Source organism: Streptomyces sp. NPDC046860, from assembly GCF_040645115.1.
Lineage (GTDB): Bacteria > Actinomycetota > Actinomycetes > Streptomycetales > Streptomycetaceae > Streptomyces.
In genome coordinates this window covers 81,910-93,132 of sequence record NZ_JBEYXQ010000025.1, presented here as the reverse complement: position 1 = coordinate 93,132, position 11,223 = coordinate 81,910, and the positions used below count along the sequence as shown (strand labels likewise).

The window sequence follows — 11,223 nt, the reverse complement described above, 5'->3', positions numbered from 1 at the left end:
GTACGAGGGCGACCCTCCGCCTTGCGATCGCACGCACCAGACGCCGCGAGCCCTGCCCTCCGGGCAGACGACGCCACTTTGCGGACACGACCTAGTCCGTGTCCGCGAAGTGGCGGGCGGAACGGGTGGGGGTCGCGAGAGGTCTGGGCAGTCTCCTTGCATCGATGTAAAAGACCGGCATGAAACCATTTCGCGGCATCCATGCCGCCCTCTTACTGACGGTGCTGGGAGTTCTCGCCTCGCTGCTGGCCGTCGCCTCGGCCGCCCCCGCGAAGGCGGAGCAGACCTCGCTGCGGGCCGCCGATCCGAGCGTCGTGCGGATCGGCGGCACCTACGTCTCGGCGCAGTCCACCGGAGGCGGGATCGCCGTGCGGCAGGCGTCCTCCACCGCCGGGCTCGCCTCCGCTCCGGCCCGGCAGGTGTGGTCGGACACCCAGGGGCGCGGCGAGGTCTGGGCCCCGGAGATCACCACCGACGGCGGCCGCTTCTACATCTACTTCACGGCGGGCCGGGGCGCCGCCCACCGGATGTACGTCATCAGTTCCGCCAGTGCGGACACCGGCTACGGCGGCGAGACCCGGCTCGCGCTCCCCGACGACAAGTGGGCCATCGACGGGACCATGTTCACCTTCGACGGGCAGCGCTGGTTCGTCTGGTCGGGCTGGGCCGGAGACGCCAACGTGGAGCAGAACCTCTACATCGCCCGGATGAGCAGCCCGACCACGCCGACCGGGGCCCGCTCCGTCATCTCCCAGCCGCGGGAGAGCTGGGAGCGCGTGGTCGGCAACCCGTACATCAACGAGGCCCCCGAGGCGATCCGGGACCCGAACGGCCAGCTGCACATCGTGTACTCGGCGAACGGAAGCTGGAGCGACCAGTACTGCCTGGCCGACCTGCGCCTCCGGGCGGGCGGCGATCCGACGTACGTGTGGGACTGGTACAAGTCCAACGGCTGCCTCTTCGGCTCCCACCGCGAGACCATGATGGCCGGCTGGGACCCGACGCTGCACGTCGACGGCCCCGGGCACCACACCTTCGTCCTGCTGAACGGGGACATCGGCACCAGCCCGCCGGCCGGGCCGCGGTTCCCGTCGATGTTCCACGCGGTGCCCAAGGGCACGCCGTACTCCTGGGCGAACCGCTACTGGTACACCGGCTCGTTCGCCTGGTGGGGCGGCACCACCTACCGGCGCGCCAACGTGCCGGGCCCCACCGCGGACACCGGGTGGGGCCTGAAGTTCTTCGAGTAGCCGGTTCTCGGGGAGGGTTCCGGGTTCCGGGGCCCGGCGGTTCCGGGCCCCGGAACCGGTCAGCCCGCCGAGGCGGTGGAAGCGGCCCGCTCCGGAGCCTCCTCCGGCGCGTCGGCCGGGGCCCCTCGGTGCAGCAGGTCCCGCTCGATCTGCTCCAGGGTCCGGCCCCGCGTCTCCGGCAGCAGCTTCTTCACGAAGACACCGGAGGCGAAGGTCGTGACGGCGAAGATCACGAAGTTGGCGCCCGCGCCCCACGCGTCGAGCAGGGACGGGAAGACCAGCGCCACGGCCATGTTGAACAGCCAGTTGAACACGACGCACACACCGACCGCCCCCGCGCGGATGCGGGTGGGGAACAGCTCGGGCAGCATCACCCACTGCACCGGACCCCAGGAGGCGGCGAACGCGGCCACGTAGAGGGCGACGCCGAACAGCGTGAGCGGGGCGAGCAGCGAACCGTCGCCGAGCGGCGTGAGGTTCACGGCGGCCAGGACGGCCATGCCGGCGCACATGCCGACCGAGCCCCACAGCAGCAGCGGCCGGCGCCCGCGACGGTCGATCAGGCGCATCGCCGGGAGCGTCATCAGCATGTTGACCACGCCGATGCCCACATTGGCGAGGATCGCGCCGTCGTCGCCGAACCCGATGCTGGTCAGCAGCGTCGGGGCGTAGTAGATGATCGTGTTGATGCCGCCGAAGTTCTGGAAGAACACCAGCAGCAGACCGACGACGAGCATCGGGCGCAGCCTGGGGGAGACCAGGTCCCGCAGGGTGAGCCGCCGCGTCTCGGCGCGCTCCTCCGCGAGGGCCTTCTCGATGTCGAGCAGCTCGCCGCGGGCGGCCTCGCCATCGCCGCGCAGGCGGGTCAGCACGTCGTGGGCGTCGTCGAGACGGCCCCGCCCGACCAGCCAGCGCGGACTCTCCGGCTGGGTGAGGATGCCGAGGGCGAGCACCGCGGCGGGCAGCACACCGAGCCCGATCATCCAGCGCCAGGCGTGCGCCGGGGCCAGAGCGTAGTCGGTGAGGTAGGCCAGGAAGATGCCGACGGTCACCAGGAGCTGCATGAGCGAGGCGAGCCCGCCGCGCACCTCCATCGGCGCCAGCTCCGTCAGGTACAGCGGGACGACGACCGAGGCGATGCCGACGCCGACGCCGATGAACACCCGGGCCGCGATCAGGAGCGACGCCTCGGAGGCCAGCGCCGCGCCGACGGTGCCCACGATGAAGACGAGCGCGGCCCCGAGGATCAGCCGGCGCCTGCCCCAGGCGTCGGACAGCTTCCCCGCGAGCCCGGCGCCCGCCATCGCGCCCACCAGCAGGCCCGAGACGACCAGGCCCTCCAGCAGCGGGGTGAGGGCGATGTCCTGGCGGATGAAGAGCATCGCGCCGGAGATCACGCCCGTGTCGTAGCCCCACAGGATGCCGCCGAGGGCGCCGAACACCCAGATCAGGGCGTTGCGCAGCCGAGGCCGCCGCTTCGGCGCGGCCTCGGGCTCCGGCAGGCGGCTCATGAGGCGGCGTCCGCGCTCGTGGCCGCCACCGCGCCGCGGGCCGCCGCGGTGCGCGGGTCCTCCGGCTGCGGGGCGAGGTGGATCTTCTGTCCCGTGCCGGCGCGGAAGAGCCGTACGGCCTCGTCGAAGTCCTCCAGCGGCAGGACGTCGCTGACCAGCGGCTCCAGGTCGAGTCCGCCGGCCAGGATCTCCACGGCGGGCTGGAAGCCGTTGTGCACCGCCATGGACCCGATGATGTCGATCTCGCGGTTGTAGACCAGGTACGGCGAGAAGGAGGCGCGCCTGGCCGGGTCGGCGACGCCGAACTGCAGGAAGGTGCCGCCCTTGCGGACCCGGCCCAGACCGTCCTCGATGGCCGCGATGACACCGGTCGCGTCGATGACGACCTCGAAGCCGTGCTCCCGGCCCAGCTCCTCGGCGTGCGCGGCCGTGGCGTCGGCACCCATGCGCCGGGCGAGGTCGAGGCGGCGGGTGTTGGGGTCGACGACGGACACGGAGGCCGCGCCGTTGTTCGCCACCAGGGCCGCCATCATCAGGCCCATGGTCCCGGCGCCGTAGACGAGGTAGTGCTCGCCGGGGCGCCTCGGGAGGCGGCTGAGGCCGTGGACGGCGCAGGACAGCGGCTCGACGAGCCCGGCCGCCGCCTCGGACAGCCCGTCGGGCAGGACGTGGCAGCGGGCGGCGGGGACGGCGACGTACTCGGCGAAGCCGCCGTTGCGGGTCACCCCGACGGCCTCGTAGTGCTCGCAGAGGTTGCCGCGGCCGATCCGGCAGTAGTGGCAGGCACCGCACGGGGTGTTGGGGTCGACGGCGACACGCTGGCCGACCGCCGGGAAGCTCACGTCCTTGCCGACCTCCACCACGACACCCGTCAGCTCGTGGCCGGGGATGAGCGGGTAGGGCACGGACGGCAGCTCGCCGCCCAGGATGTGCATGTCCGTCCCGCAGAGGCCGCAGGAGCTCACGCGGACCACCACCTCCGAGGAGCCGGGACTCGGATCGGGTATGACGGCCAGCTCGGCGCTTCCCGGCTGGGTGACCACGACAGCGCGCATGGCGCCTCCTCACAACAGTGTGCGGACGGATGTCCGAAGACGCCGCGAAACCTAATCGCCGCGTAAGCGTTTGCGCAAACGCTTACGTGTGACTTTTCATAGGTCACTGACGTCTCACCGACGTCTCACGGACGGACCGGCCGGCCATCCCCGACCGCGTCCGGTTCCGTCCGGACTCCGCCTCGGGCGGGCGACCACCCGGCACGGGGCACACGAAGGAGTGAGCGATGCGGACGACGGCGGACGCGACGAGGCGCGCGGGCGTCTCCACCGCCACGGCGTCCCACGTGCGCGACGCCACACGCTCGGTCCCTCCGCTTCCCCCGCCGGCCCGCGACGCGGTGCCGTGCGCCGTCGCGGGCCGGACCGCGTCCACGACCCCCCTCCCGGGCCGACGCGCCGGCTCCCCGTGACCCCCGTGAACCCTTCTCCGCCGCGCCGCACCACGGCTCACCGAAAGGAACCAGCACAGTGATCGTCGTCGCCGGCGAGGCCCTCATCGACCTCGTGCCCGCCCCCTCCCCGGCCGACCCGGCCTCCGGGCTGCCGCAGCTCATGCCCCGGCGTGGCGGCGGCCCGTACAACGTCGCCGTCGCGCTCGGACGGCTCGGGTCCCCGACGTCGTTCTGCTCCCGGATCTCCACGGACGCCTTCGGTGAGGCCCTGCTGTCGGGGCTGCGGGACGCCGGTGCCGGCACGGAGCTGGTCCAGCGGGGGCCCGAGCCCACGACCCTGGCCGTCGCCGACGTGGGCAGCGACGGATCGGCCGGCTACGGCTTCTACACCGAGGGCACCGCCGACCGGCTGTTCGCCCTGCCGCCCGCGCTGCCGGACGGCGTCACCGCCCTGTCCGTGGGCACCTGCTCGCTCGTGCTGGAGCCGGGCGCGAGCGCGTACGAGGCGCTGCTGCGGCGGGAGTCGGCGGGCGGCGTCTTCACCGCGCTCGACCCCAACATCCGGCCCGGACTGATCGCGGACGCCGACGCCTACCGCGAGCGCTTCCGGTCCTGGCTGCCCCACGTCGCCCTGCTGAAGCTCTCGGTCGAGGACGCCCGCTGGCTCGCCGGCACCGGCACCGGCACCGGCACCGACTCCGGCTCCGACGACGGCCTGGAGACCCACCTGGCCGCGTGGCTGGAGCTCGGCCCGGCCGCGATCGTCCTGACCCGAGGCGGCGACGGCCTGACGGTGTGGAGCCGGGGCGCCGGCCGGGTGGGCGTGCCGGGGACGCCGGTCACGGTGGTCGACACCATCGGCGCGGGCGACACGGTCAACGCCGCGCTGCTCCACCGGCTGCGGGAGGTCGGCGCGCTGAGCCACGCGGCCGTCGCGGCGCTCGGCGTCGAGGTCTGGCGTGACGTGCTCGGATTCGCGGCCCGCGCCGCCGCCCTGACCTGCTCCCGCGCGGGCGCCGAACCGCCCTATGCCCGGGAGCTCTCCGCCTGACGGACGCGGGTGACGCGGGACGGCGAACGGACTTGCGGCGAAGCCCAGTTGTCGATTTCATGTCCGGCCGCGGGTCCGTTTATGATCTTGGTGTGACTGTGCAGACCACCGGCAAGACGCCGTCCCGTAAGCAGCGCCTCCAGGAGAAGCAGCGTCGTCAGCTGGCCGTAGTCGACACCGTCGACAAGGCCGAGGTGAAGGTGCGCAAAGCGGAGGCCGAACTGGCCGTCGCCGTCGTCGAGGCGGTGGAGATGTTCGGCGACGAGGACGCCGCCTCCCACGGGCTCGACATGTCCGTCGAGGCCATCCGCCGCTTCATCGACCTCGCCGCGACGCACAAGGCCGCCGCGGCCGAGGAGGACGGCGAGGAGACTTCCTGACGAGGTCCCCGACGCGGGGCCTCAGTCCCGGCCGCCGTCGACGGACCTCAGGAAGTCCCGGATCAACGCCGTGAGTGCGCCGGGCTGTTCGAGGGTGCTGCTGTGCCCCGACCCGGCCACCACCTCCAGCCGGGCGCCGTCGACGGCATCCGCGATGCGCCGCGCGTCCGCGAGGGGTGTCGCCACGTCGTCGGCGCCGACGGCCACCAGGGTGGGTACCGAGATCCGGCTCAACTCCTGGTGCACCGGCTGCCGTTCGACGACGCCGAGGACCGCCTTGCGTATGCCCGTCCGCTCGCAGCGGCGCAGGCGCCGTACCCACTCCTCGATGACGGGCTCGTTCGCGGACGAGGACAGGAAGGCGGGGCCGAACATCGCGGCCTTGACCTTCCCCAGGACCGGCCGCACCCCCGTGAACCGGTACACGTGCGCCAGCAGCCGGTACTCGGCGGCCTTCTCCGCTGGCTCGCCGTCCGCACTGGTGTCCAACAGGGTCAGGGAGCGCAGCAGTTCGCCGTGGCGGGCCGCGATGCGCTGACCGACGAAACCGCCCATGGACAGGCCGACGTAGTGGACGGGGCCCGCGCCGAGCCGCCCGATCAGGGCCACGGCGTCGGCGGTCAGGGTGTCCATGTCGTACCCGGAGCGCGTCGCGGGCGTGTCGCCCTGCCCCCGCCAGTCCACCGTCACGCAGCGGTAGTGCTCCCGGAGCGCCTCGACCTGCGGATGGAACATCCAGCCGCTGAAGAGCAGTCCGTGACCGAGGACGACCGTCGGCGCGTCGGGCTTCCCGGGCGGTGCCCCTGTGTCGGTGTACGCGATCCGCGCGCCGTCGACCTCGACCATGGGCACGTGCGGCTCCTTCACGTCGTGGGCGTCGCCGCCCTCGGGTGGGAGCTGAGCATAGGGGGCTGCTGAGCGACGCTCAACAGTCTTGTCAGGCATTGCCCGGCGGGCTACGGTCGCCCCCATGACCGCCAGGCCCACACCCGCCCGCCTGCGGCTGAAGCCCGACGAACGACGGACGCAGCTCATCGGCATCGGCCTGCGCCTGCTGGTGACCCGGCCCATCCACGAGATGTCGGTCGACGAGGTGGCCGCCGAGGCCGGGATCTCCCGCGGCCTGCTCTTCCGCTACTTCCCCACCAAGCGGGACTACTACGTCGCCGTCGTCCGGGCGGCCGCGCGCCGGGTGCTGCTGCACGCCGAGGCCCCGGCCGAGGGCACACCGGCGGAGCGCGTGCGCGGCGTCGTCGACGGCTTCGTGTCGTTCGTGCAGCGACGCAAGGGCAACTACGTGGCGCTCGTACGGGCCGGCGCGGGCGGCGACGGCCTGGTCCTGGAGGTCTTCGAGGACACCCGCCGCACGCTGGTCGACCGCGTGCTCGCCGCCGCGGACGTCCGCGACCCGTCCCCGCTGCTGCGGCTGGCCGTGCGCGGCTGGCTCGCCATGGCGGAGGAGATGGCCGTCGACGCCACCGAGGAGGTGGTCACCACGGCCGGCCTGATCGAGCTGCTCACCGGCCAACTGGAAGCGGTGGTGGCGCAGTTCGGCGGCAGACCGCGCTGAGAAGCCCGCGCCCGCCGCGCCGACCGCCCGCCGCGCCGCCCGCGCGGGCCCCCGACCCCGACGAACCGCCGCCGCCCGCGGCCGACGAGCAAGGACCCCCACTCATGCCGCTCATCTCCCTGGTCCGGCACGGCCAGGCCTCCTTCGGGGCGCGGGACTACGACGTCCTGTCCGGCCTGGGCCGCGAACAGGCCACCGCCACCGGCCACGAGCTGGCCCGGCGCGGCCTGCGCGAGCCGCTCCTGGTCTGCGGCACCCTGGCCCGCCAGCGCGACACCGCCCGGCTCCTCGCCGAGGCCGCCGGGTTCGAGGAGCCCGTGAGCGAGGACCCCCGCTGGAACGAGTACGACCACCTCGCCCTGCTGGACCGCTACACCGCCCCGGACCCCGAACGCCGGGCCGACTCCCGCGCCGTACAAGGGCTGCTGGACCGGGCGCTGGCGGCGTGGATCGAGGACACCGGGCGCACCGGACCGGCCGGCTGGCCCTCTTTCGCCGGGGGCGCGACGGTCGCGCTGGCCGAGCTGACCTCGGCGCTCGGCCGGGGCCGGGACGCGGTCGTCGTCACCTCGGGCGGCGTGCTGGCCGCGCTCTGCGGCGCCCTGCTCTCCCTGCCGTCCGCCGGGGTCGTCGCCCTCAACCGGGTCACCGTCAACGCCGCCGTCACCACCCTCGTCGTCGGCGGCTCCGGCACCAGCCTGCTCACCTTCAACGACCACGCCCACCTCACCGGTGACCGGCGCGGGCTGCTCACCTACCGCTGAGGGGCCGGGCCGGGCACGCGAGGGCGGACGCCGCGCGATGCGGCGTCCGCCCTTTCGCCGGTGACGGCCGGGGCTGCTCAGGAGTCGCCCTTGTGGCCGCGCCTGCGGTCCTGGGAGAGGTCGCTGCCCGCGACGGAACGGTCGTCCTCGGAGATGTTCTTGTCGTCCAGAAGCTGTCCGGCCTCGGAGGCGACCCGCTTGCTTGTGTGGTGACCGCGTTCGACGTCGGACAGGGCGCTGGCGGCCACCGAGCGCTCCTCCGGCGTGGCGTTCGGGTCGGCCATGATGCGCGCGGCCTCTGATGCGTCCATCTTGCCGGTCATGATCGCTCACCTTCCGTGTCGGGGAGCGTCCTGCCCGCACCCCTCGGTTGGCAGCCGTACGGGCACGTGTCGATGCTCGCGCGACTACGGCCGTACCCATGCTACCGAGAAACGTGCGATATGCCGATTAATGCGGACAGTCCACAGGCCCGCTGATCAGCGGACCAGGCGGCGGGCCAGGTGGTCCGCGGTCGGGGTCCCGCCCGCGGCGGCGACCTCCCGCGGAGTGCCCTCCGCGACGATCCGGCCGCCGTCGTCGCCCGCGCCCGGACCCAGGTCCACGACCCAGTCGGCGGCCGCGACGGTCCGCAGGTCGTGCTCCACCACGACGACCGAGTTCCCGGCGTCCACCAGACGCTGCAACTGTCCGATCAGCAGGTCCACGTCCGCCGGGTGCAGCCCCGTGGTCGGCTCGTCCAGCAGGTACAGACTGTGACCGCGCGGCGCCCGGTGCAGCTCGCTCACCAGCTTGATGCGCTGGGCCTCCCCGCCGGACAGCGTCGTGGCACTCTGGCCCAGCGTCAGGTAGCCGAGGCCGATGTCGGAGAGCAGCCGGAGGATGCGCGCGGCGGGCTGCACGTCGGCGAGGAACTCGTACGCCTCCTCCACGCTCATCGCCAGTACGTCGGCGATGGTCCTGTCCCGGTAACGCACCATCAGCGTGCCGGGGTTGTAGCGGGCGCCCTCGCAGACCGGGCAGGGGGAGGTCTCCGTGGGCAGGAAGAGGAGCTCGATGCTGACGACTCCGTCGCCCAGGCAGTGCGGGCAGCGCCCCTGTGTCACGTTGAACGAGAACCGGCTCGCGGTGTAACCGAGTTCGCGCGCGGTCGGCTGGGCGGCGAACAGCTTGCGGACGCTGTCGAAGAGACCGGTGTAGGTGGCCAGGTTCGAGCGCGGGGTGCGGCCGATCGGCTTCTGGTCCACGACCACCAGACGGTCGATCTGCTCCAGCCCGGTGGCGGACCGTACCGTCACCCGGTCCTCCGCCAGGTCCCACACCGGAACCCCCGCCTCCTCCTCGTCGGTGTTCTCCACCGAGGCGGGGGAGCGGGCGATGTCCTCGGACGTCTCGTCCGCGTGCAGGTGATCGCGGACCGTCTCCGCGAGGGCCCGCCGCACCAGGGTCGACTTCCCGGACCCGGACACACCGGTGACCGCGGTCAGCGTGCCGAGCGGGAAACTCGCGTCCAGGTCAAGGAGGTTGTGGCCGGTGACGCCGTGCAGCCGCAGCCATCCGTCCGGCGTGCGCGGCTGTTCCGGCCCCGGCACGGCGGGCGCGTCCACCGGCAGGTAGCGCGCGGTCACCGACGCGGACGCCTCGTGCAGCGTGTCGGCGGGCCCGTTGTAGAGCACCTGGCCGCCGTGGCGCCCGGCGCCCGGGCCCATGTCGACGATCCAGTCGGCGGAGGCGAGCACCTGCGCGTTGTGCTCGACCACGAAGACGCTGTTGCCGGCGCCCTTGAGCCGCCGCAGCGCGGTGAGCAGCAGTTCCGTGTCGGCGGCGTGCAGACCGGCCGAGGGCTCGTCCAGTACGTACAGCACGCCGAACAGGCCGCTGCGGAGCTGGGTGGCCATGTGCAGCCGCTGCAGCTCGCCGCTGGAGAGGGTCGAGGTCGCGCGTCCGGTGGCGAGATAGCCGAGGCCCAGGTCGATCAGCGTCCCGAGCTGGTCCTGGAGGCTGCCGATCAGGGCGTGCGCGGCCTGCCTGCGCTCGGCGGGCAGGGCCAGGGTGTCGGGATGGTCGCGGGCGGTGTCCAGGAACCGCGAGAGCTGCGCCAGGGGCATGGAGGTGGCGACCGAGATGTCCTGCCCGGCGACGGTCACCGCCAGCGCCTCCGGGTTGAGCCGCTTGCCGTGGCAGGTCGGGCAGATCTCCTCGGCCATGAAGGAGGCGGCCTTCGCCCGCAGGTGGGCCGCCTTGGAGGTGGCGAACGTGTGCATCACCCACCTGCGGGGGCTCATGTAGGTGCCCTGGTACGAGCGCGCGACCCGGTGCGCGTCACGGATCGGGTGCACCGTGACCGTCGGCTGCTCGTCAGTGGTCAGCAGCCACTCCCGGCGGGCGGCGGGCAGCGTACGGAAGGGGGCGTCGATGTCCACGCCCAGCTCGGCGAGGATGTCCCGGTAGTTCTTGCCCTGCCAGGCGCCCGGCCACGCGGCGATCGCGCCCTCCCGGATGCTCAGGGAGTCGTCGCCGACCAGCTTGCTCTCGTCGACGCTGTGCAGGCGGCCCAGGCCGGAACAGGTCGGGCACGCGCCCACAGCGGTGTTCGGCGAGAAGCTGTCCGAGTCCAGCGGCGCGGCGTCACGGGGGAAGGTGCCCGCCAGGTCCTCGGGGGTCCGCCCGGCCGGGTAGGTGCCGGCGCGGGAGTACAGCATGCGCAGCACGTTCGACACCCGGCTCACGGTGCCCACCGTCGAGCGGGTGCTGCCTCCGCTGTGCTGCTGGCGCAGCGCGACGGCGGGCGGCAGACCGGTGATCGCGCCGACCCTGGGCGCCGCCCCCTGGTCGATCAGCCTCCGTGCGTACGGCGCGACGGACTCCAGATAGCGCTGCTGGGCCTCGGCGTAGATGGTGGCGAACGCGAGCGAGGACTTGCCGGACCCCGAGACCCCGGTGAACGCCACGACCCGGTCGCGGGGCACGTCCACGTCGACGTGCCGCAGATTGTGCTCGTCGGCGCCCCGGACCCTGATCAGCCCGTCCTGACCGGTGTCCGGGGGTCCGGCGGGCGCGGGCGTGGACGTCTGTCGCGGGGGCGGAGCCATGCGGAAAACCTAGCCCGCCCGGCCGCGACGCGCCGCGAGGGGGCCGGTGATCGGGTGACGGGGATACGGGGGGGAGAGGAGGAGGAGCGCGGCCTCATGGCGGACCGGCTCGCCCCCGCGCCGTCGAGACCGAACTCACGGGCGGACGGCAGGGG

At 73.3% G+C, this 11,223-nt stretch carries 10 protein-coding genes; 5 read left to right on the top strand and 5 right to left on the bottom strand.

Translation table 11 applies throughout. From position 1 onward, the window contains the following. Positions 1-179 precede the first annotated feature (179 nt). On the top strand, positions 180-1,250 hold the full coding sequence (locus ABZ898_RS27110; protein WP_361664168.1) for a glycoside hydrolase family 43 protein: 1,071 nt from the start codon (positions 180-182) through the stop codon (positions 1,248-1,250). Between the two features lie 59 nt (positions 1,251-1,309). Here the strand turns inward: ABZ898_RS27110 and ABZ898_RS27105 are convergent, their stop codons facing one another. Then, positions 1,310-2,761, bottom strand: a complete 1,452-nt coding sequence (locus ABZ898_RS27105; protein ID WP_361664165.1) for a sugar porter family MFS transporter — start codon at positions 2,759-2,761, stop codon at positions 1,310-1,312. Next, entirely contained in the window at positions 2,758-3,816 is a 1,059-nt protein-coding gene (locus tag ABZ898_RS27100; RefSeq protein WP_361664162.1) for a zinc-dependent alcohol dehydrogenase family protein, read from the bottom strand. Before ABZ898_RS27100 ends, ABZ898_RS27105 begins: the two co-directional genes overlap by 4 nt. A gap of 471 nt (positions 3,817-4,287) precedes the next feature. On the opposite strand from ABZ898_RS27100, the gene ABZ898_RS27095 reads away from it, so the two are divergent. Both ABZ898_RS27095 and ABZ898_RS27090 read left to right on the top strand, forming a co-directional pair. Continuing rightward, entirely contained in the window at positions 4,288-5,262 is a 975-nt protein-coding gene (locus ABZ898_RS27095) for a carbohydrate kinase (protein ID WP_361664159.1), read from the top strand. A gap of 92 nt (positions 5,263-5,354) precedes the next feature. Continuing rightward, positions 5,355-5,642, top strand: coding sequence for a hypothetical protein (locus tag ABZ898_RS27090; RefSeq protein ID WP_361664156.1), 288 nt, complete (start codon positions 5,355-5,357; stop codon positions 5,640-5,642). 21 nt (positions 5,643-5,663) lie between these two features. On the opposite strand, the gene ABZ898_RS27085 is transcribed toward ABZ898_RS27090, so the two are convergent. Further along, on the bottom strand, positions 5,664-6,488 hold the full coding sequence (locus tag ABZ898_RS27085) for an alpha/beta hydrolase (RefSeq protein ID WP_361664179.1): 825 nt from the start codon (positions 6,486-6,488) through the stop codon (positions 5,664-5,666). A 124-nt stretch (positions 6,489-6,612) separates the two neighbouring features. Between ABZ898_RS27085 and ABZ898_RS27080 the strand changes: the two genes are divergently transcribed. Next, entirely contained in the window at positions 6,613-7,212 is a 600-nt protein-coding gene (locus ABZ898_RS27080; protein WP_361664153.1) for a TetR/AcrR family transcriptional regulator, read from the top strand. A 104-nt stretch (positions 7,213-7,316) separates the two neighbouring features. Continuing rightward, positions 7,317-7,976 (top strand): histidine phosphatase family protein, encoded by a 660-nt coding sequence (locus tag ABZ898_RS27075; protein WP_361664151.1) that lies wholly within the window; start codon positions 7,317-7,319, stop codon positions 7,974-7,976. A gap of 77 nt (positions 7,977-8,053) precedes the next feature. Here the strand turns inward: ABZ898_RS27075 and ABZ898_RS27070 are convergent, their stop codons facing one another. Both ABZ898_RS27070 and ABZ898_RS27065 read right to left on the bottom strand, forming a co-directional pair. Further along, complete coding sequence (locus ABZ898_RS27070) at positions 8,054-8,299, bottom strand: hypothetical protein (protein ID WP_361664148.1); 246 nt, start codon at positions 8,297-8,299, stop codon at positions 8,054-8,056. Between the two features lie 156 nt (positions 8,300-8,455). Further along, on the bottom strand, positions 8,456-11,068 hold the full coding sequence (locus ABZ898_RS27065; RefSeq protein ID WP_361664146.1) for an excinuclease ABC subunit UvrA: 2,613 nt from the start codon (positions 11,066-11,068) through the stop codon (positions 8,456-8,458). Positions 11,069-11,223: the final 155 nt, after the last annotated feature.

Bases quoted from the DNA above. Each gene is read 5' to 3' on its own strand.
- ABZ898_RS27110 (WP_361664168.1), top strand. From the start codon at position 180: ATGAAACCATTTCGCGGCATCCATGCCGCCCTCTTACTGACGGTGCTG.
- ABZ898_RS27105 (WP_361664165.1), bottom strand. From the start codon at position 2,761: ATGAGCCGCCTGCCGGAGCCCGAGGCCGCGCCGAAGCGGCGGCCTCGG.
- ABZ898_RS27100 (WP_361664162.1), bottom strand. From the start codon at position 3,816: ATGCGCGCTGTCGTGGTCACCCAGCCGGGAAGCGCCGAGCTGGCCGTC.
- ABZ898_RS27085 (WP_361664179.1), bottom strand. From the start codon at position 6,488: ATGGTCGAGGTCGACGGCGCGCGGATCGCGTACACCGACACAGGGGCA.
- ABZ898_RS27080 (WP_361664153.1), top strand. From the start codon at position 6,613: ATGACCGCCAGGCCCACACCCGCCCGCCTGCGGCTGAAGCCCGACGAA.
- ABZ898_RS27075 (WP_361664151.1), top strand. From the start codon at position 7,317: ATGCCGCTCATCTCCCTGGTCCGGCACGGCCAGGCCTCCTTCGGGGCG.
- ABZ898_RS27070 (WP_361664148.1), bottom strand. From the start codon at position 8,299: ATGACCGGCAAGATGGACGCATCAGAGGCCGCGCGCATCATGGCCGAC.
- ABZ898_RS27065 (WP_361664146.1), bottom strand. From the start codon at position 11,068: ATGGCTCCGCCCCCGCGACAGACGTCCACGCCCGCGCCCGCCGGACCC.